The following is a 19,833-nucleotide window of genomic DNA, read 5'->3' on the forward strand; positions in this document are numbered from 1 at the left end:
GTCACCGCATCGATGGTCAGGGGACGAACAACTCGTCGAGCTCGCGGCGTGAGGTGATGCCGAGCTTGCGGTAGATGGTGCGGAGGTGGGCCTCAATGGTGCGTGGGCTGAGGAACAGCTGGACGCCGACCTGACGGGAGCTTGATCCGGTGGCCACCAGGCGTGCGACCTGCAGCTCCTGGGCGGTGAGCTCGTTGGTCGGCTGGGCGGTTCGTGAACGGGGATGCTCGCCCGTGGCGTGGAGCTCACCGGCGGCGCGGGCGGCGAACGCGTCCGCACCCATGTCGCTCAGGAGCCTGTGGGCGGTGCGGAGCTGGTCGCGGGCGTCCTTGCGGCGGCCCTCACGACGTAGCCACTCGCCGTACACGAGATGGGTCCTGGCCAGGTAGCCCCCCATCCGGCTGTCGCTGAGCTGGTCGATCGCCTCGCGGTAGTGGCTCTCGGCCTCCGGCCCGGTGGTGGCGAGCGCCTGTGAGCGCGCTGCGATCCCGAGTGCCCACGGCGTGCCGCTGGCGCGAGCCCGGGAGCAGAGCTCGTCCAGGGCATCGGCCGCGCGTTCCGGCTCACCGGTCCGGGCCGCCGACTCGATGAGCTCGGAGTGGGCGAGGTTGGTGTACGTCAGCTCGGCGGACCCGAAAGCCCGGCTCGCTGCGGCCCGAGCCGCGGGGTACTCGCCCGTCCCGTTGTGCAGCACCGACAAGGCGTACTGCGCCAGCACAACCTCGGTGTCGTGCCCACGTGCGGCAGAGTCCCGGACGATGACCGCGTAGATCTCGGAGGTCTCCTGGGCGCGACCGCGCCAGGCCGCGAGGACGAGCTGGGCCTGGAGCAGCGGCACAGCCGTCGTCGCGGCCGTGATCGACGTCTGCTCAGCGGCCAGCTCGGCGGCACGGGCGAGCTCCCCGGCGAGCACGTGCATGATGGACTGGACGAGCAGGGCAGCCGGGAGCGTGCCGAGCGCGCCCGCCTCCCGGGCGACCCGGACGTGACGGTCCGCGAGCGTGTGGGCCAACTCGTCGTCGAAGACCGCCAACGCGGTCCTGCTCGCCAGCCACATCCAGCGGTGGCTGTCGGCGTCCGGCACGGACCCCGGGTGGGGCTGTTCCCGGCCGAAGGCGATGAGTGCCCGGCGCAGCCCCGGCACTCCCGCCTCGTACCCCCGCGTGAACGTCGTCACGAGTGCGTCGAGCAACAGGTCGGCCGGCTGCGGCGACCTGGGCGGCGCCGGCGCTGCCCGGGCAGCCGCGGCCACCTGCTTCACGCCCCAGTCCGGGTCGCCGGTGATGATCGCCGCGTCGAGCGCCTGCAGGTAGGTCTCCCGTGCCAAGGCTCCGTCCAACGGGGCCAGTGCCTCGGCCGCATCGAGCAGCATCTTGGGCCCATCACCGGCACGGCTCCGGCGGAACGCGATCTGCGCCCGCAGCAGCCCGGCCCGCGCCCGCGGCAAGGGGTCCAACGGCCCGTTGGCTGCGACCGCCAGCAGCTGCAGGGCAGCCTCTGTCGCACCGGCCTCGTGCTTGGCGTGGGCGGCCTCAAGCGCCCGTCGCGCGCGGGCGGCAGGATCTGGGGACAGCTCGGCCGCCTGCTGCAGGAACGCGCCCGCGGCGGCCACGCCCCCGCGCGCGCGGGCCCGCCCGGCCGAGCGCTCCAGCCCCGCCGCGGCCTCCTCGTCGGCTCCGAGCACGGCCTGCGCGTGGTGCCATGCCCGGCGATCCGGGTCGGCCCGTGGGTCGGTCGCCTCGGCCAGCGCGCCGTGGGCGCGACGACGGTCCGGTGGCGCGGCAGCCCGGTACACCGCCGACCGCACCAGCGGGTGACGGAACCGTACTCGTGCACCGATCTGCAGCAGGCCGGCGGCCTCCGCGGGTACCGCGACCTCGCGAGCAAGCCCCAGGTGGGACGCCACCCGCCACAGCAGAGCCACGTCGCCCGTCGGCTCCACCGCGGCGACCAGCAGCAGCAGCTGCGTCTGCGGGGGCAGGCCACCCGCACGGTGCCGGAAGCCCTCCTCCAGACGCAGCGGGACGCTCAGCGTGCCGGGCAGCTCGAACCCGCCCGCGGCGTCATCCGCCCCTACGTGGTGCGGCAGCTCCTGCAGCGCCAACGCGTTGCCGGCGGCTTCGGCGAGCACCCGCTCGCGCACCGCCTCGTCCAGCGGCGTGCGCACCGCGGCATCGAGCAGGGCACGGGCATCGGCGTCGCCGAGCCGCTCCAGACGTATCTCCGGCAACCCGGTGAACGGAGGCCGCTCGCCGCCGTCGGAGTCGCGCAACCCGAAGATCAGCGCCAACCTCTCGGCGCCCAACCGTCGGGCCACGAACGCCAGGACCTGCGTCGATTCCTCGTCCAGCCACTGCGCATCGTCCACCAGGCACAGCAGGGCTCGCTCCTCCGCGGCCGCGGCCATCAGGTTCAGGGTGGCCAGCCCCACCAGGAATCGGTCCGGCGCGGCGCCACCGTGGAGCCCGAAGGCCACTCCGAGAGCGGCCTGGTGCGACTCGGGCAGCGCTGTGATGCGGTCCAGCAAGGGAGCGCACAGCTGGTGCAGACCGGCGAAGGCGAACTGCGTCTCGGACTCGAAGCCGACCGAGGACTCGACTCGGAATCCCGCGGTCTCAGCCATGTGCCGTGCGTGCTCGAGAACCGCGGTCTTGCCGATACCGGCCTCCCCGCGCACCACCAGAGGCCCGCTCAGCCCAGACCTGGCCGAGGACAGGAGCGTGTCGACCGCCTCGCGCTCTCGGGATCGACCCACCAGATCCATCAGGTCGTGCTCCCGTCGAAGCGCCGGACTAGGAGCCCCCACCTTAAGGATGTTGCGAGGCGGGTCCTCACCCGCCACGTTCTCGATGGCCTCGGTGGTGCGGGTTCGCGAGGTCCTGCACCGCCCCGGCGTGATCCGCTGGAGTTGGTGCAGGGACAGACGGTCGGTCGCGGTCTCCGCCGAGTGTCTGGTCTGGTCAGACGTCGCGTGGTCAGCAGGACCGCTCCCGCCGTCAGCCCTTCGCCAGCGACCACCGGTGCATGGCGAGGGACCTGACTGCGCGTATCACTTGCTGTCGGTGCGGCCGATCCGATCGGTACTGCTGATGAATGCGGCGCGGGCTGTGGGCCAGCTGTTCTCGTCGACGTGCAGAGCGGTCCGAAGGTAGGCAGTGCTCATACCCTGGATGACGGCCACCCGCTCCGGGTTCTCGTCGGTGGTCTCGGCCACTTCGTATCCGACGATTCCGCCGAGCGCGTGCTCGGCATCGCAAAAGGTGAGGAGGTCGGTGGCACCGGGGCTGTAGGTATAGGCGTCGGTGAACCAGTCGGGTCCGCGGCTAGACATCTTGGACTGGTCGTGGTCGCCAGCGACCACGAGCGTGGGGGTCGTCAGCTCCTGGAACGAGGGGCGCATGAACGGGAAGTTCGCCTGCGCGAACGGATGCAGGTCATGGCCGCCGAGACCGGTTGCGGCGAACAGGATGCCGGCGGTGACGCGATTGTCGGACATGTCCTCGCCGACCTGGCCTGCTTTGTCGAGGATCCGCGCACCGAGGAGCGACTGCGCCGTCTGTCCGCCCCAGGAGTGGCCGGTGGCGGCGACGCGCCTGCGGTCGATGCGGCCGGCAAGCCCGGGAACGGCGGCCTCGATGGTGTCGAGCTGGTCGAGGATGCGGGTGAGATCCGCGATCCTCTCGGTCCAGATCGTCGGGAACACCGGGTGATCGAACCCGAAACCGTTCCGGCGTGAGTCCAAGTGCGTGGGTTGGATCACGACGAACCCGCGGGATGCCCAGAACGCCGTGAGCGGCGCATACCCGTCGAGGTTCCACCCGTTGCCGTGAGAGAACACCACAACGGGGAGATTGGTGCCATTTGCCGGAGCGGACACTCGCACCTCCAGCGGAACCGGCCGATCCGGGGCGGACAGCTGGACGGGGGCTACGGAGACGACCGGAGCGCCGGCACCGATGATGCCGTCCAACGTGTTGAGGAGTGATGAGGTCATTGGCGAGTTCCTTCGAAAGGGCGCGCTCTGCGATACTAGTATCGGAGCGTCGTTCCGCAACGATACGGAACCGTGCTCCGTAAAGCAAGTACGTGCGATCTTTGTGAGGACGGGCACATGGCTGACATCCAGAGCGAGAGGTCGCGCGTCGCGAAGTCCAAGAACGTGGGCCGCCCGCGTCGGAGCGAGCAGGCCCTTCTTGAGGCAGCCGGAGCGGTCTTCGTGACGTCCGGCGTCGACGCTCCGGTACGGGACATCGCGGCGAAGGCCGGCGTCGGCGTCGGGACGATCTACCGTCACTTTCCGACCCGTCCGGAGCTTGTGGTAGCGGTCTACCGGCACCAGGTCGAGGCGTGTGCCGACGCCGGCCCACAGCTACTCGCCGAGAGCGCGACGCCCGAGGAGGCCTTGCGGGCATGGGTGGCCTTGTTCGTGGAGTTCCTCGTCACCAAGCACGGGCTCGCTGGCGCACTGCAGGGAGACAGTGCCGGGTCCGACGCTCTGCATACCTACTTCGTCGGCCGTCTCGTCCCGGTATGCGGCTCGCTTCTCGAGGCAGCGCTCGCGTCGATTGATGCAGCTCCGCCGGTCGATGCGTACAACGTGCTCAAGGGCATCGGGAACCTCTGCATCGGTGCTGCAGGCGACGCCCAGTACGAAGCTGCTGTTCTCGTGCAGCTGCTCATCTCGGGCGTGCTCGCCGGGCGAGCTCGATAATCAAGCGACTACATCCTCGCGGAGCACGAAAGAAAGCGAAAGCTGGGCCACTTGCCGCTGCGACTCACAATCAACGCGGGAACACGCCTCGTCTCCCGAGCGCCACGACCAGCAGCGCAACGGCGGAGAGGATCACCATCGCAGCGGGCAAGGTCGCGGACCCGAGTCCGTCCACAAGCCCAGCGCCGAGGCTGGCTCCGCCGAAGATGGCCAGATTGAAGACGGTGGTGAGCATCGCATTCGCATCATCCGCGCTTTCGCCCGCGGCGTTGCCGATCGCCGTCTGCAACTGGGTCGCCGCGCCGCCGAACGCGATTCCCCAGATCACGATCGCCACGATGGTCGCGGCGAGAGCACCGGGCAGGGCCAGCAAGATGACGCCGGAGACGATGAACCCGGCCGTGCTGACGAGGGTCAGCCGGCCCAGTGCGCGGTCGATGAACGCACCTGTGCCCCAGACCCCGACGAGTGCGGCGACGCCGAACATGCCCAAGGCCACGTCCGGCCGCAGCCCTGCACCTGATCCAGCGAGGTACGGGGCGATGTAGGTGTACAGCAAGTTGTGCGCCAACATCCAGGCGAACACGACCGCAAGGACCGTCGCAACACCTGGGATGGCCGCCACCCGTCCGATCGAGATGCGGGCCTCAGCTCGCTGCCCGGGGGCATCCGGCACAACGGCGAGAACCAGCGCCACGACGACGATGGTGAGTGCCGACATAGACGCGAACGCCCACCGCCATCCGACTGCATCGCCGAGCCACGAGCCGAGAGGGGTGCCGATCGACAGGGCCACTGGGGTCCCGGCCATCGCGATCGCGAGCGCGCGGCCCGCCAGCTCCGGGGCAACGATTCGTCGCGCGTACCCGGCGAGCATGGCCCACAGCAACCCGGAGAAGGCGCCGGCGATGACACGCGCCATGAGCGCTACACCGAACGTCGGCGCCGCAGCCATCACTGTGTTGGCGAACAGGAAGCCGAGCAGGCCGATCACGAGCAGCCGCTTGCGGGCGAGGCCACGGGTGAGAGCCATGGCAGGGATAGCGGCGCCGACGGTGCCGAGAGCGTAGGCGGCGACCAGCTGGCCCGCGGTGCCCTCGCTGACCGCGTACTCGGCGACGAGCTGCGGCAGCAGGCCGGCCGGCAGCGTCTCGGTGGTGATGACGATGAATCCCGCCAAGGCCATCACCGCGAGAGCTGTCACTGGCAACCGGTCGGGTGGGGCCGTGGCAACCGGCGGGCCGATCGGCTGGGTGTGAGTGCGCACTGGGTCTCCTCCGCGATTATGGATCGAATGAGCCAATATTCACGGACCGGGCGACCATGTGTCAAACTGGACCAACCGATCCGAAAGCGGGGGACTGGATGGCGAGCGCGGGGCGACCCCGCACCTTCATCGAGCACGACGTGCTCGATGCGGCTATGCGGGTCTTCTGGAAGTACGGGTATGAGGCCGCTTCGCTAGCCCAGCTCCGGGCGGCGACCGGGCTCTCGTCGGCGAGCCTCTATGGGGCGTTCGGCTCGAAGGAGGGACTCTTCGAGCGCGTCGTCGCGCACTACATCGCCGGCCCGGGCCAGGTCACCGACATCGTCGGCGACCAGTCTCTCGACCCGGTGGAGGCCGTCTCCCGGATGCTGCATGGCTCGATCGACATGCAGGCCGACAGTTCCCACCCGGCTGGCTGCCTGGTGGCGCTCTCGGCAACCGTCGGTGCCGAGACGGCGGAGACTTCCGCGGCTCGCTCCATCGTGGCCGCTCGCAGGCAGGCCGATCGCTCGAGGATCGAGGCCTGCGTGCGACGGGGGGTGCGAGAGCGTGTGTTGCGTGACGATCTGGACCCGGACGTGATGACAGCGCTCGTTCACACCTTCTTGCTCGGCGTCTCGACGCAACTGCGCGACGGTGCTGACCCGGCACCGCTGCATGCAAGTGTGGACGTCCTGCTTGGTGCACTGACGCAGCCCGGCTGACACGCCGTAGATGCTCGGTGAGATGTCGAGCCGGCGGCGCTACGAACTTGCCGAAACCCAGCGGCCGACTGTTGGTGGGGCGCCCGGAATCGCGCGTGAGGTTTGGTAGCGTCAGCGTAGACAACGTTGACGTCTTCGTGCGATCGGTCGCGCCGATGGGGGTGGTGCCAGATATGGATGCTGCCGGCGACGACGAGCGAGTCAACGATGCGGTGCCCGACCGGGAACCGGAGCGATCGCGCCCGACGCAGGTGTCGGCGCCACCGAAAGGGTTCGGCAAGGCTGTCACCCTGCTTGACGTCGCAGCCCATGCCGGGGTGTCGTTCAAGACGGTCTCGCGCGTCGTCAACGGTGAGCCGAACGTGCGCCCCGAGACCACCGCGAAGGTGCTTGTCGCCGTCGACGCGCTTCAGTACCGCCCGAACCAGGTGGCGCGGAACCTGCGGCGGCGGCGCTCGGGCTTCCTGGCACTTCTCGTGCCCCACCTCAACCAGCCGTACTTCGCGGCTCTCGCGTCGTGGGTGAGCCACGCGGCAAAGGCCTACGGGCGAACGCTGATTATCGAGGAGACGTCTGCGGATCCCGAGCAGGAGGCGGAGGTTCTGGACGCGCTGGCGTCGCGGCTGGTCGACGGGGTGATCTTCTCGCCCCTGGTGACCACACGCGATGTGCTGCGCTCGAGGATGATGGCGATGCCCATCGTGACGGTCGGTGAGCACTTCGAGCCCGAGGAGGGCGACCATGTCGCCATCGACAACGTGGGAGCGGCGGATGCCGTCACGGAGCATGTCCTCGCATCCGGGCGGCGGCGGATCGCGGTTATTGGACGTGAGCCGGGCGAAGGCACGGGTGGGCAACGGTGGGCCGGCGTCATCCGTGCACACGACAGGCGCGGGCTCACGGCGGATCCCGACCTAGCCGTCCCGGTCACCTACTACGGGCGGGCCGAGGGGGCTGAGGCGATGGGGCATCTCCTCAGTCGGGCACCTGAGATCGACGCAGTCATTTGCTTCAGCGACCTTCTGGCCGTCGGCGCGCTCCGGACGCTGCGGGAGCATGGCGTTTCCGTCCCCGGAGATGTGGCAGTTTCGGGGTTCGACGACATCGAGGAGACGCGGTTCACGGCTCCGCGACTGACCACCGTGTCGCCGGACATCGAGCGGCTGGCAACCGAGGCAGTGAGGCTGCTCGTCCGGCGTGTGGAGAATCCGCAGGTGCCGCCTCAGCATGTCCGCGTGCCGTTCACGCTGGCGATCCGCGGCAGCACCGACGCCGCTCAGCCTTAACCTCGCCGGGTCAGGAGTCACCACTCGGCGACCGACCCGTCGGAGTGCCGCCACAGCGGATTGCGCCACCTATGCCCGAGCATGGCTCGAGCGACTACGGCGTCCTCGTCGACTTCGATGCCGAGCCCGGGCCCCGACGGGATCGCGACATGGCCGTCGTCGTACCTGAAGACGCCGGGGTCGACCAGGTAGTCGAGGATGTCATTCCCGACGTTGTAGTGGATGCCCAGGCTCTGCTCCTGGATGAACGCGTTGTGGCTGAGAGCGTCGACCTGGAGGCACGCGGCGAGGGCGATCGGTCCGAGAGGGCAGTGCAGCGCGATGGCCACGTCGTAGGCTTCCGCCATCGTCGCGATCTTCCGCGCCTCGGTGATGCCGCCGCAGTGCGACGGGTCCGGTTGCAGGATGTCGACGGCGCCCGAAGCGAGCAGGCGCTTGACATCCCACCGCGAGTAGAGGCGCTCGCCCAACGCTATCGGCGTGGGACTCTCGCGCAGTACATCGAGGATCCCGTCGATGTTCTCACTGAGGACGGGCTCCTCGATGAACATCAACCGGAAGGGAGCGAGCTCTCTCAGCAACACCTTCGCCATCGGGCGCTGTACCCGACCGTGGAAGTCGACACCCACACCGATGTGCGGCCCGACGGCGTCGCGGACCGCCGCGACGCTCGCGACTGCCCGGTCGATCTTGTCCCATGTGTCGACGATCTGGAGCTCGGCCGTCCCATTCATCTTCACGGCACTGAAGCCGGCCGCGACTGCAGCGCGGGCTGCGTCCGCGGTCTCAGCCGGACGGTCCCCGCCGATCCAGGTGTACACCCGCATCCTGTCCCGCACCGGACCGCCGAGGAGGCGGTGCACCGGTACCCCGTGGTACTTGCCGGTGATGTCCCACAGAGCCTGGTCGATACCGGCGATGGCGCTCATGAGGATCGGGCCGCCACGGTAGAAGCCTCCGCGGTACAGGACCGTCCACAGGTCCTCGATCCGGGTCGGGTCACTGCCGATCAGGTGGTCCGACATCTCCTCAACCGCCGCCGCGACCGTAGCGGCGCGGCCCTCGACAACCGGTTCGCCCCATCCGACGATGCCTTCATCGGTCTCGATCTTGAGGAACAGCCAGCGCGGGGGAACGAGGTAGGTGCGGACTGCCGTGATCTTCACGAGGCGCTCCCGAGCTCGGCGTGTGCCGCCGTCCACGCATCGTGGAACTCACGGGCACGGCTGCGGAGGTCAGCCCCGGTGATCCCGGGACGGAACAGCGCCCTACCGACACCAAAACCGGTGGCGCCGGCCCGGAGCCAAGTCGCCAGCGAACCGGGCGTCACCCCGCCGACCGGAAGCAGCCTTGTCCCGGGCGGCAGAACGTCAACCCACGCGCGGAGCCCGGACTGTCCGACCTGTCCGGCCGGGAAGACCTTCAACACGTCGGCGCCCGCTCCGATCGCCGCCAGCGCTTCGGATGGGGTCGCGACGCCGGGGCACGACGCCAGCCCGCTCGCAGAGGCCTGCTGGATCACCGTCGGCTCGACATTGGGTGAGACGACGAACTCTGCACCGGCGTCGCGCGCGGTGAGGACGTCCTCGGGCGTGAGCACCGTGCCCGCCCCGATCGCCACTTCCGACAGGGGTAGTGCGCGCCGCAGGGTGCTGATCGCGGTGAGGGCGCCCGGGCGGTTGAGCGGCACCTCTAACGTCCGCCACCCTGCCTCGTAGAGGCACCGCCCTACGTCGGCCGCCTCCTGGGGTTGCAACCCTCGGAGGACCGCGACCAGGTTCCATCGGTCATTCGTCGTCATCGTGGTCTCCTCCGGGTACGGGGACGGGTTCTGGCTGCGGGATGAGCTGTGACTCGCGTGCGATATGGAGCAAGGCACGTGGAACCGGGTCGTGCTGGTGCACGCTGACGTCGACGCCCCGCTGCTTGAGCGCCGCGGCGTACCTGCGGCACAGTTCCGGGGCGCCGACGAGCGTGACCGGGACGTTGAGGGCAAGCGTGCCCCGAAGCTCTCCGACTTCCTGGCCGATGAGGAGGCCTGACAGATACTCGCTCACCTCCTCGGGGTCTATGCGACCGGTCACCACGGCGGCCCGTGCGGCGAACACGGTGGACAGTGCCCCGGGGCGACGCATGGCGAGGGCGAGGCCGTCCGTGAACGCGTGCGGGGCGCGGGACGCGTGCGTCTGTCGGCCAGCGCGGCCCACCGCGAGGACACTGTCGCGCAGCAACAGCTCGTGGAGCTCCCCAGTCATGGCTGTGACGAACCGGAGGACGGACGTTCCGACCACCTCGACCCACTTGGTGTGGGTTCCGGGGAGGACCACGAGCCGGTGTGTACGGGCATCTCGGGGAGCATCAAGCAGGACTCCGAGCACCTGCGTCTCCTCGCCGCGGAGCACGTCCGGGGTCTCGTCGTCGACCTTCAGCCCGGGGACCACGTGGACGATCCCGCGCGACCAGCGCACGGGAGTGAGCTCGCGGGCCGTGGCCACCAGGTCGGCTGGGCATCGCGTGTAGGGCGTGTCCACCCAGCCCGCGGTACTCCCGACCATCCCGCACGCGACCACGGGAAGGTCGGGTTGACTCCAAGGGTCGAGAGCGCCCCGGAGAGCCTCGTCGAAGGCCCGTTCGCGTCCACGCCCGGATCGTTCGGCGAGAGTGCGAACACCGTCGTCGGTCCGGTGGCGGGCCAGGAGCGTCCCGTCGGCGGCCAGCAAGTACGCGCGGAGCGCCGTCGTACCCCAGTCGAGGCCTACGAGCGCCGGTCGGCGATCACGCTCGGCGGCTGGACCGGGCGTCACTGGGGCGCGTCCCCGGTCCCGGCGTCGAACGCGACCCGGAATCCTTGGTTGCCGCTCGTGCCGGTCTCCTCGCTCGACGTCCGTGCGGCGACCCGGTAGCGGTTGCAGTAGGACTCATGGCAAAGATATGACCCTCCGCGGAGGACTCGCCTGCTCGTCCCCCGTCCCGTCGCGGTCGCCCCAGGCGTTCTCCAGACGTCGTCCACCATCTCCCACACATTGCCTGCGACCTCGAACAGCCCGTAGCCGTTCGGGGGGTAGGTGCGGACCGGGGCCGAAGCGATGTAGCCGTCGTCGGCGGTGTTCTCCGTCGGGAACCGGCCCTGCCAGATGTTGCACCGGTGCTCCCCACCGGGCTGCAGGTCGTCGCCCCACGGGTAGGTTGCCTGCTCGAGACCGCCGCGGGCGGCGTACTCCCACTCAGCCTCGGTGGGGAGCCGCCCGCCCGCCCACCGCGCGAATGCCCGGGCGTCCCGCCAGGCGACGTGGACCACCGGGTGGTCCTGTCGGTCATCGACGTCCGACCCGGGCCCCTCGGGTAGACGCCAGGTCGCACCGGGGACCGCGCACCACCATGGGGTGTGCGGCGGGCGGGTGGACAGGTCCCGAAGGTTGCGCGGGAGGAGAGAGGCGAAGACGAACGACGCACCGAGCTCCTCAGCGACCGTGCGGTAGCCGGTCTCCGCCACGAAACGTGCGAACTGCGCAGCGGTTACTGCACAGACGCTCATGGCGAAGGGCGCGACGTCGACCGGACGCACCGGGCCTTCGCCGTCGCCCAGGATGGCCTCGTCCGAGTCGTTGCCCATCAGGAAGGTCCCGCCGGTCAACGTGACGGACTCGGGCGAAGCGTCGCCCGAACAGTGCGCGGTGGCCGGTTCCCTCGCGTCCGTAGCTGTGGTCCGGCCGTCGACGGCCGGACGGTTCGGTTGACAGCAACCACTCATCACGGCTCTCACACCTTGCGGGTACCGCGGACGATGGCGGCCACGTCCTCGGCGGGAATCTTCGGCTTGCGGTTCTCGTCGCAGATCCCGTTGATCTCCTGTCGGGTGTCGGTCAGCTGGGTGTAGCAGAACCCGGAGAGGAGCGGGGAGTCCCGCACCGCGCTGACCACCGCCTCGAAACGGGCCGTGAAGTCGTCGGCGTCCTCGGCGCCCGAGTAGCCCCAGGCGTCCTCGACGGTCGGGCCCGTGGCGAACGAGATCCCACCGAACTCGGTCACCATGATCGGAGGCCGATCCCCGGCAGAGCCGTCGACCGAGCCCACGACCATGCGGCGGCCGGCGGGACCCACCCCCGCGAGCATTTCTTCCAACCGACGCTCGTCGCTGTACCGCAGGCGGAGCACGTCGCCGGAGGCCTCGTAGTCGTGGAAGGTCCACATGTCGGAGTCAGTGTGCTCCCAGCCGTCGTTGGAGAGTACGGGCCGGGACGGGTCGATGGCGCGTGTCAGGCGTGCAAGCGCCGTCGCAAAGGCCTGCTGTGCGGGGTCGTGCGCGATCTGCTGGACACCCCATGACTCATTCACCGGCACCCACGTCACGATGCACGGGTGTGATCGGTCGCGCAGCACGATGTCTACCCATTCGCGGGTGAGCCGCTGCACGGCGAGCGGGCTGAACTCGTACGCGCCTGCGGTCTCGCCCCACACCATCAGTCCGAGGCGGTCGCACCAGTACAGGAAACGAGGATCCTCGACCTTCTGATGGATGCGGGTCGCGTTGAAGCCGAGGGACAGGATCAGTTCCGCCTCCTCCCTGAGAGCGGCGTGGTCGGGCGCGGTGTAGTGCGACGTCGGCCAGTAGCCCTGCTCGAGGACGGACCGAAGCACGACGGGTCGATCATTGAGCAGGAATCGACCGTGGTCCAGCTGGACGGATCGAAGGCCGAGGTAGGACGCAGTCGTATCGACGACGGTGCCCGACTCGACGAGCACGACCTGGGCGTCCAGGAGGGTGGGCCGGTCGGGGGACCATAGGAGCTGCCCGTAGCCCTGCCCGTTCGCGAGGGCAGGGATCGTGACGACAGCACTGACCCGGTTCGAGTCGATAGTTACACGATGCGTGGCCACCGCCTGGCCGTCGTGTGTCATGTCGATCCGGACCTCGGTGGGCCGTGCCGGACGGGCGCTGAGTGCGACGTCGACCCCGACTGTCCCCGCGATGATGTCCGGTCGCCAGGCCAGGTCCGTGATGTGCACCGCAGGCACCGCCTCCAACCAGACGGTGCGCCAGATCCCCGTGATCCGGTGGTACCAGATCGCGTGCGGCTCGGGCAGCCAGTCCTGCTTTCCGCGGGGCACGGTGAGGTCGAGCGGGTCGTCCTGCGCACGGACCACGATGGTGTGGTTGTCGGAGTGCGGATCGAGGGCATGGGTGACGGGGAGCGTGAACGAGGTCTGGCCCCCCTCGTGCCGACCGACGTGCATCCCGTCGAACCAAACGTCCGCCACGTGATCCACGGCGCCGAAGTGCACCAGCACGTCATCACCCTGGGCGCCGAGGCCGGCTGCCGCGAGGTCATCGGCACCGATCTCGATGCGATACCAGACCACGGGGTGGTATCCCGTCTCTCCGATACCCGAGGCCGCCGACTCGGGCGAGAACGGTAGCCGGATTCTGCGGTCGAAGACGTCAGCGCGCTCATGCCAGCGCTGCTGTAGTCCTACGTCGCTGTCGTCGTAGGCGAAGCCGCACTCGCGGTCAAGTGCCTGATGGGCCGTGCGGACGAGCTGCGGACGGGGGTAGGAGCCGTCCTGGGTGCTAGCGGTGATCATGTGACCTTCCGAGGTGGGTGCGAGGCCGGGGCCTGCAGACGAGAGCGAGCTACTTGATGCCGGTCGTGGCGATGCCACGGACCAGGTACCGCTGGCCGATGAGGAAGACCACGAATACGGGGAGAAGGGAGACGACGGACATCGCGAACAGCTGGCCCCACGACGAGCTCGACGCTGAGTCGACAAACGAGCGCAGCGCGACCGGCACGGTGTACACGTCCGGGTCCGTGAGATAGATCAGCTGGCTGAAGAAGTCGTTCCACGTCCAGATGAACGTAAAGATCGCCGTCGTGGCCAGGGCGGGCGTCATCAGCGGCAGGATAATGCGCAGGAAGGTCCGGACGTGGCCGGCTCCGTCGATCCTCGCCGCCTCGTCGAGCTCACGCGGTAGTCCTCGAATGAACTGCACCATGAGGAAGATAAAGAACGCGTCGGTCGCAAGAATCTTGGGCAGGATCAACGGGATGAACGTGTTCGTCCACCCGAACTGGCTGAACAAGATGTACTGCGGCACGATGACGACATGGATCGGAAGCATGATCGTCATCAGCATGATCGCGAAGAAGGCAGCCTTGTTGCGAAACTCGAGCCGCGCGAATGCGTAGGCGGCCATCGAGCACGAGACGAGATTTCCGACGATGCATCCCAGTGCCACGATGAGCGAGTTCCAGATGTAGTGGGAGAATGGTTGCCCAAGAGCAGACCAGCCGTCCTGGTAGTTGCTCAACCGGGGCTCGCCGACGAAAAGGCCGGCCTGGTGGAAGATCTCCTCGTCCGGGCGCAGGGAGCTCGCAACCATCCACAGCAGGGGATAGAGCATCAGGATGCCGACGGCGATGAGGACAATGTGCTTACCGATGCGCGTGGTGGCCGTGCGAGCGCTGCTCTTAGTCATTGTAGAACACCCAGTACCTGGAGAGGAGGAAGTTGATTGCAGTGAAGACTCCGACGAGTGCGAGGAGCAACCAGGCCATCGCCGCGGCGTATCCCATGTCGAAGTTCCGGAATCCCTGCTGGTACAGGTACAGGGTGTAGAACATCGTCGAGTCCGAGGGCCCGCCCGACCCCCCCGAGATGACGAAGGCCTGCGTGAACGCCTGGAACGCCCCGATGACCTGCAGCACGAGGTTGAAGAAGATGATGGGCGTCAGCAGTGGAAGGGTGATGGATCCGAACTGACGGAACCTGGAGGCGCCGTCGACAGCGGCCGCCTCGTAGTACATCGCCGGGATCTGCCGGAGCGCCGCGAGGAAGATGATCATCGGTGCGCCGAAGGTCCAGACGTTGAGCGTCACTAGCGTGCCGAGGGCGGTCGAGGGATCGGCGATCCACGAACCGTGCTCGATCCCAAACAGGGCGAGCGTCTGGTTCACGAGTCCCTCGTGGCCGAACATCTGGCGCCAGAGCACCGCGACCGCGACAGAGCCTCCGAGCAGCGAGGGGAGGTAGAACGCCGAGCGGTAGAGCGGGATGCCCCGCATGCCCTGGTTGAGCAGGACGGCCAGACCGAGGGAGAGCGCGAGCTGGAGGGGCACGGAGATGGCCACGTAGCGGAACGTCACCTCGAGCGCGTTGTGGAGCCGTGGGTCCTCGAGGAGACGCTGATAGTTCTCGAGCCCCACCCAGCTCGGGGGCTGGAGCAGGTTGTAGTCGCTGAAGGAGAGCCACAGCGACGCGCCCATCGGCACTATCGTGATGAGCAACAGGCCTGCCAGCCAGGGCGAGAGGAAGCCCCACGAGGCACGTTCGTCACCCTTGATGCGACTGCTCACCGACTTCTTGGTCCGGTTGCTCGCCGAGCGGCCGAAGCGTGAGGCGCGACGCTCGCGGGTGAGCTCACTGCGCGCCGTCATCGCCACCTCCGGCGCACGAGCATGCGGGGATCTGCACGAGTGACGACCTCCTCTTTGAGGTGAACGGGGTTGTTGCTCAATTGCATGACAACGTTGACATGAAGGTATGGCCATGGTCGTGTCGTGTCAACAGGGTCACTGCGTGCGCCCAGCGCACGTCGGGGCGGCCCAACGGCCCTCTCGTGGGCGTGGGCGTCCGTGCCAGTTCCACCTGGGTCCGCCGATCTGGAGCGTCCTTGATGCGCACGAGAGTCGGGGTCAGACCCTCGTGCGCACCAAACGGGCTCTTCGGATCTGAGCGTGGTTGGGGTCGCTGCAGCCGGGGTGCGTGGCGGTCTGCGGGGGTAGGTGTCGGGGCCTCCAAGATCGGCAGCGACCAAGCTGACAGATCCCCTGAGCCCTCGACGTGTCTGGGAGTAGATGCGGCGTCGGTGCGCCCTGGTGCCCCCGCGCTGATGAGATGTTCGATGCCCCCGGCATGCACGTGATCGATGTGCACCACGAGGCCGACGGGCGGCTGGTCGTCACGGTGGAGACCGACGAGCTGGTGACTGGGTGCGGGGCCTGCGGGGTGGTCGCGGTCGGCCACGGGCACCGGGTCCACCGAGCCCATGACGCGCCGACGTTCGGGACAGCGGTGCTGATCGAGTAGCGCAAGCGGGTCTGGCGTTGCCCCGACCTCGGCTGCCCGGTCGACACCTTCTCCGAGACCCATCCGTTGATCGGGCCGCTAGCCAAGCTCACGACCCGGGCCATCAGGTGGGCGACCGACGCGCTGGCCCAAGACGACACGACCGTCGCCGTGTTGGCCCGGTTGCGTGCGATCTACCACCAGCCCACCGCGGCGGCCGGCAAGAAGATCGCCGAAGACGTCATCGCGACCCTGCACACCTGCCCGATCCCCGAGGTCGCCCGCCTGGGGCGGGCCCTGCGCGCCTGGCGAACCCAGGTCCTGGCCTACTTCGAGACCGACGGCGCCTCCAACGGCGGCACCGAGGCCATCAACCTGATCATCGAAAGCCCCGACGCCTCGCCCACGGCTTCCGGACCTTCGACCACTACCGACTACGCCTCCTCCTGGCCGCCTCCGGCAACCGACCCCGGCGCCCCAACCGCGCATAGATCCGAAGAGCCATCAGGCCCTTCGGACAACCGCCTGAGAAAGAAGCGAGCGTGGAGCGATTGCCGGCTCAAGGCATCGTGTACCAGTTGTGCTCTGGGGTCTTCGGCTCGTAGACCCCGCGTGGGAGTGTGTCCTGAAGCCTTAGCATCCAGTGCAGGAGCAGCCAGGTGAGCTCGTCGCGCACCTGGCGGTGAGCCTCGTCGTTGAACAGGTCGACCACCTCGGTCGGATCGGACCGCAAGTTGTAGAGCTCGCCTTCGCCGTTGCTGTGGACGACGAGCTTGTGGTCACCGCGGCGCACCATGCGCGAGGCGCCGCTCTGGGTGACGGTGTTGAGCTCGTCGAAGCTTGGCCCCTCGTAGGGGAAGTGCAGCGGCGGTCGCTCCTCGGGCCCGTAGGTCTCGCCCCCGTACCCGCGCTCAGCGTAGATGGATGAGAAGACCTCCGCAGGGGCAGGCCCGGCCTGCAGGAGCGGTTGAAGGCTCCGTCCTTGGACACCGTCGGGGATGGGGATCCCGACGACCTCGCAGATGGTGGGCAGGATGTCGACGAGTGACACGAGCTCGCTGCGCACCTGGTGGGGATCGACGCCGTCGCCGTGAAAGAACATAGGGATGCGGACCAACGCCTCGGGCAGGCCGACCCCCTTTCGCTGAAGGCCGTACTCGCCGGCGTAGTCGCCGTGGTCGCTAAGCATCACGACGAGCACTGGGCCGTCGAGCTCGGCCCGGGCGTGCTCGACGAGACGTCGGACCTGGTCGTCGATCATCCGCAGCGCCCCGCAGTAGTTCGCGCGGTAGCGACGCCAGCCAGCGTCGTAGTCTGGTCGCTTGGACTGGATCAGCTCCTGCAGCCACAGCCAGTGGCCGCCCTTGGCCCGTGCCGCCTCGGGGCCGTGCGTGCGCGGGGGCACCTCGTCCTCGGCGAACATGCTGAAGTACGGTTCTGGCACCTGGTACGGGTTGTGGGGCTCGGGCACCGAGACCCAGAGAAACTGGGGCTGTTCGCCGCCTGCGTCGAGTGCCTCGATCGCCTGGTCGACGATGCGGTACGGCAGCTGGCACTCGAGCGGGAAGGGTGTTGGCTCGGTCGCTACGCCGTGGTCGAGCGACTCGAGCCACGCGTCGAACTCACGTTCGAGTCGCGTCCGTGCCGGGCCCTCGGTGTGGAAGTACGGCCCGCCGTAGAAGTCGAAGTCCTCAGGCAGTCGGTGCATGTGGGGCTTGCCGGAGAAGCTCAGGCGGTACCCCGCCAATCGGAGGACGTCGAGCATGTCCTGCGCGTAGAACGCATGGGCGGCATTGCTGTTCTGCGTCACCTTGTGGCTGGACGGGAAGCGACCCGTCAGCAGGCTCGTGCGGGCGGGTACACAGGCGGGTGCGCTCGTGTAGGCACCGGAGAACCTCAGGCCCTCGTCGGCGAGGCCGTCCGTGAACGGCATCGTGTCAAGGTCAAAGCCTGAGCCCGTCGTGAACCCGGCCCGCTGCTGATCGGTCATGACCAGCAGGATGTGTGGGAGCGATCTGTCAGCCACGTCGATCACATGCCTTTCCTCGGGGGATCGGCCGACGGGCGTCGGCCAGGTTGTCCGGTGCTCCCCGCTCGCCTGAGCGGTCCACTGGGTGCCCGACGGGCATCTTCTCCTGTGTCCCTACTCGGTCGAGTACTCCTCTACACGGTTGAGCAGCCTGTTGACATCTACGGGCCTCAGCCTTACGTTGCTTGGCAACGTTGTCAAGGTGGTCAGAACGCCACCGGAGAGAGGAGGTCGACACTCGCGCGAACTCCACGTGAGCGCGTAGCCCGTCGGTGGGTGTGCCCGAGGGGCAGCGGGGCCAGAGATACAGGGTCGTGGACCGATGCCCGGTCGTGCACCCGCCGACAAGCCGGAGCCAGTAGTCGTTTCGATGGTGAGACACCAGGAGTGATTTGATGTTGAGTTCGCGTTCGAGGCGCGGCGTGGCCTTTGGGGCCACGGCCGCTGCGGTGAGTTTGGTGCTGGCGGCGTGCAGTTCCAGCGGTTCGGCAGGATCGGGATCTGGGGGCGACGGCGACCCGGTGACGCTGAGGGTCGGGTGGTACGGCGGTGAGCCCGTCCACGCCGCTATGGAGGAGGCGCTGGATCAGTACGAGGCGGAGAACCCCGGTGTGACCGTCGAGGTGAGTCGGGCAGCATTCGCGGACTACTTCGACCGGCTGGCCACCGAGACCGCAGGGCGGTCGGCACCAGACGTGACACGGATGTCGATGAGCTTCTTCGCGGACTACGCGGGCCGCGGATCGCTGCTCGCCCTGGACGATCTGGTGGGCGAGACCATCCAGATGGACGCGCTCGACCCCGATGTGCGGGAGAGCGGCGTGCTGAACGGTGAGTACTTCGGTGTGCCGCAGAGTGCGATCTCGCACGCCCTGGTTGTCAACCCCGAGCTGATCGAGTCGCTGGGTGCAGAGACCCCTTCGTCCGAATGGACATGGGACGAGTTCGGCGACTGGTCGAAGCAGCTGGGCCAGGCGAACCCGGGCTTCTACGGCACCTCCGACATGGGGAACGAACTCCAGGCGTTCGAGGTATTTGTGCGCCAGAACGGCGCCGAGCTGTTCACCGACGACGGCACCGCGCTGGGCTTCGATCAGGCGGTACTCGAGGAGTGGTGGACCTACTGGCAGTCAATGCGTGAGGAGTCGGGGGCCCCACCGGCCGAGGTCACCGCGGAAGGTGGTGGCTTCGAATCATCCGCACTGACGCAGGGCATCGCCGCGACCACGTACGCTTGGGTCCAGCAGATCGTGTTCTTCCAGGAGCTCAACGAGGACACGCTGGAGTTGCAGCCCATGCCGAGGCTCGACGGCGGCGACCCAGGTCAGTTCCTCAAGGCGCTCGACTTCTGGTCGATCGCATCTACTTCGGAGCACCCGCAGGAGGCGGCGGAGCTGGTGAACTTTCTGCTCAACGACCCCGCCGCGGTAGAGAGCATCGGGCTCACGCTCGGGGTCCCGCCCTCGCAGGCGGCGCGTGACACCCTCGATACCGACGAGTCGACTTCCGAGGGTGAGGCGGTCTCCTACGTAGAGGGCCTCGGCGAGGACCGCGTCGGGCCGCCGCCGGGCCCGTGGCCGCGCGGATACGGCGAGTTGATGGCGTTGTTTGAGAAGATGGGTGAGGACGTCGCATTCGGCATGACTGATGTCACCGGGTCGGCGACGCAGTTCTTCCAGGAGTCCGAGCGGGTGCTCGGAGGGTACTGATCCCTGTCCGCCCCACCGGTCCCGCTGCCGATGACTTCGGTGGTGGGACCGGTGGGCGCG

The 19,833-nt window shown here is 68.4% G+C and carries 16 protein-coding genes and 1 pseudogene; 6 read left to right on the plus strand and 11 right to left on the minus strand.

Going from position 1 to position 19,833, the window contains the following annotated elements:
- Positions 1–16: 16 nt before the first annotated feature.
- Positions 17–2,755 carry an AAA family ATPase gene (locus tag M1R94_RS14030; protein ID WP_249382334.1) on the minus strand — a complete coding sequence of 913 codons (2,739 nt, stop codon included), beginning with the start codon at positions 2,753–2,755 and terminating at the stop codon, positions 17–19.
- Positions 2,756–3,049: 294 nt separating this feature from the next.
- Positions 3,050–3,994 (minus strand): alpha/beta hydrolase family protein, encoded by a 945-nt coding sequence (locus M1R94_RS14035; RefSeq protein ID WP_249382335.1) that lies wholly within the window; start codon positions 3,992–3,994, stop codon positions 3,050–3,052.
- Between the two features lie 117 nt (positions 3,995–4,111).
- On the opposite strand from M1R94_RS14035, the gene M1R94_RS14040 reads away from it, so the two are divergent.
- Entirely contained in the window at positions 4,112–4,711 is a 600-nt protein-coding gene (locus tag M1R94_RS14040; RefSeq protein WP_249382336.1) for a TetR/AcrR family transcriptional regulator, read from the plus strand.
- Positions 4,712–4,781: 70 nt separating this feature from the next.
- Here M1R94_RS14040 and M1R94_RS14045 read toward each other — a convergent pair whose 3' ends face one another.
- A complete protein-coding gene (locus tag M1R94_RS14045) occupies positions 4,782–5,978 on the minus strand; it encodes an MFS transporter (protein WP_249382337.1) in 1,197 nt (398 codons plus the stop codon).
- A gap of 98 nt (positions 5,979–6,076) precedes the next feature.
- Here M1R94_RS14045 and M1R94_RS14050 point away from each other — a divergent pair, with 98 nt between their 5' ends.
- Positions 6,077–6,682 carry a TetR/AcrR family transcriptional regulator gene (locus tag M1R94_RS14050; protein ID WP_249382338.1) on the plus strand — a complete coding sequence of 202 codons (606 nt, stop codon included), beginning with the start codon at positions 6,077–6,079 and terminating at the stop codon, positions 6,680–6,682.
- A gap of 173 nt (positions 6,683–6,855) precedes the next feature.
- Complete coding sequence (locus M1R94_RS14055; RefSeq protein ID WP_249382339.1) at positions 6,856–7,968, plus strand: LacI family DNA-binding transcriptional regulator; 1,113 nt, start codon at positions 6,856–6,858, stop codon at positions 7,966–7,968.
- A 17-nt stretch (positions 7,969–7,985) separates the two neighbouring features.
- Here the strand turns inward: M1R94_RS14055 and dgoD are convergent, their stop codons facing one another.
- The 7 genes from dgoD to M1R94_RS14090 are packed head-to-tail and all read right to left on the minus strand — an operon-like array spanning position 7,986 to position 15,404.
- Positions 7,986–9,134 (minus strand): galactonate dehydratase, encoded by a 1,149-nt coding sequence (dgoD, locus tag M1R94_RS14060; protein ID WP_249382340.1) that lies wholly within the window; start codon positions 9,132–9,134, stop codon positions 7,986–7,988.
- Positions 9,131–9,769 carry a 2-dehydro-3-deoxy-6-phosphogalactonate aldolase gene (locus tag M1R94_RS14065; RefSeq protein ID WP_249382341.1) on the minus strand — a complete coding sequence of 213 codons (639 nt, stop codon included), beginning with the start codon at positions 9,767–9,769 and terminating at the stop codon, positions 9,131–9,133. Before M1R94_RS14065 ends, dgoD begins: the two co-directional genes overlap by 4 nt.
- Complete coding sequence (locus M1R94_RS14070; RefSeq protein WP_308199909.1) at positions 9,756–10,772, minus strand: 2-dehydro-3-deoxygalactonokinase; 1,017 nt, start codon at positions 10,770–10,772, stop codon at positions 9,756–9,758. Before M1R94_RS14070 ends, M1R94_RS14065 begins: the two co-directional genes overlap by 14 nt.
- Complete coding sequence (locus tag M1R94_RS14075; RefSeq protein ID WP_283253431.1) at positions 10,769–11,719, minus strand: formylglycine-generating enzyme family protein; 951 nt, start codon at positions 11,717–11,719, stop codon at positions 10,769–10,771. Before M1R94_RS14075 ends, M1R94_RS14070 begins: the two co-directional genes overlap by 4 nt.
- A gap of 8 nt (positions 11,720–11,727) precedes the next feature.
- Complete coding sequence (locus M1R94_RS14080) at positions 11,728–13,551, minus strand: glycoside hydrolase family 2 protein (RefSeq protein ID WP_249382344.1); 1,824 nt, start codon at positions 13,549–13,551, stop codon at positions 11,728–11,730.
- A gap of 49 nt (positions 13,552–13,600) precedes the next feature.
- Positions 13,601–14,446: a carbohydrate ABC transporter permease gene (locus M1R94_RS14085; RefSeq protein ID WP_249382345.1), complete on the minus strand. Its 846-nt coding sequence runs from the start codon at positions 14,444–14,446 to the stop codon at positions 13,601–13,603.
- A complete protein-coding gene (locus M1R94_RS14090; protein ID WP_249382346.1) occupies positions 14,439–15,404 on the minus strand; it encodes a carbohydrate ABC transporter permease in 966 nt (321 codons plus the stop codon). The genes M1R94_RS14085 and M1R94_RS14090 overlap by 8 nt, the downstream gene beginning before the upstream one ends.
- A 460-nt stretch (positions 15,405–15,864) precedes the next feature.
- Between M1R94_RS14090 and M1R94_RS14095 the strand changes: the two genes are divergently transcribed.
- Positions 15,865–16,056, plus strand: a complete 192-nt coding sequence (locus M1R94_RS14095; protein ID WP_249382347.1) for a hypothetical protein — start codon at positions 15,865–15,867, stop codon at positions 16,054–16,056.
- Between the two features lie 162 nt (positions 16,057–16,218).
- Positions 16,219–16,526: pseudogene (locus M1R94_RS21000) on the plus strand (transposase); the annotation flags it as partial.
- 68 nt (positions 16,527–16,594) lie between these two features.
- Here the strand turns inward: M1R94_RS21000 and M1R94_RS14110 are convergent.
- Positions 16,595–18,070: a sulfatase-like hydrolase/transferase gene (locus M1R94_RS14110; protein ID WP_308199910.1), complete on the minus strand. Its 1,476-nt coding sequence runs from the start codon at positions 18,068–18,070 to the stop codon at positions 16,595–16,597.
- Between the two features lie 389 nt (positions 18,071–18,459).
- On the opposite strand from M1R94_RS14110, the gene M1R94_RS14115 reads away from it, so the two are divergent.
- On the plus strand, positions 18,460–19,773 hold the full coding sequence (locus tag M1R94_RS14115; protein WP_249382349.1) for an ABC transporter substrate-binding protein: 1,314 nt from the start codon (positions 18,460–18,462) through the stop codon (positions 19,771–19,773).
- The last annotated feature ends 60 nt before the right edge of the window (positions 19,774–19,833 follow it).

Source organism: Actinotalea alkalitolerans (genome assembly GCF_023369855.1).
GTDB lineage: Bacteria > Actinomycetota > Actinomycetes > Actinomycetales > Cellulomonadaceae > Actinotalea.

Excerpts from the sequence above, each read along its gene's own strand:
- M1R94_RS14055 (WP_249382339.1), top strand. The coding sequence starts at position 6,856 with ATGGATGCTGCCGGCGACGACGAGCGAGTCAACGATGCGGTGCCCGAC.
- M1R94_RS14080 (WP_249382344.1), bottom strand. The coding sequence starts at position 13,551 with ATGATCACCGCTAGCACCCAGGACGGCTCCTACCCCCGTCCGCAGCTC.
- M1R94_RS14050 (WP_249382338.1), top strand. The coding sequence starts at position 6,077 with ATGGCGAGCGCGGGGCGACCCCGCACCTTCATCGAGCACGACGTGCTC.
- M1R94_RS14065 (WP_249382341.1), bottom strand. The coding sequence starts at position 9,769 with ATGACGACGAATGACCGATGGAACCTGGTCGCGGTCCTCCGAGGGTTG.
- M1R94_RS14075 (WP_283253431.1), bottom strand. The coding sequence starts at position 11,719 with ATGAGTGGTTGCTGTCAACCGAACCGTCCGGCCGTCGACGGCCGGACC.
- M1R94_RS14085 (WP_249382345.1), bottom strand. The coding sequence starts at position 14,446 with ATGACTAAGAGCAGCGCTCGCACGGCCACCACGCGCATCGGTAAGCAC.
- M1R94_RS14040 (WP_249382336.1), top strand. The coding sequence starts at position 4,112 with ATGGCTGACATCCAGAGCGAGAGGTCGCGCGTCGCGAAGTCCAAGAAC.
- M1R94_RS14090 (WP_249382346.1), bottom strand. The coding sequence starts at position 15,404 with ATGACGGCGCGCAGTGAGCTCACCCGCGAGCGTCGCGCCTCACGCTTC.
- M1R94_RS14115 (WP_249382349.1), top strand. The coding sequence starts at position 18,460 with ATGTTGAGTTCGCGTTCGAGGCGCGGCGTGGCCTTTGGGGCCACGGCC.
- M1R94_RS14095 (WP_249382347.1), top strand. The coding sequence starts at position 15,865 with ATGTTCGATGCCCCCGGCATGCACGTGATCGATGTGCACCACGAGGCC.
- M1R94_RS14035 (WP_249382335.1), bottom strand. The coding sequence starts at position 3,994 with ATGACCTCATCACTCCTCAACACGTTGGACGGCATCATCGGTGCCGGC.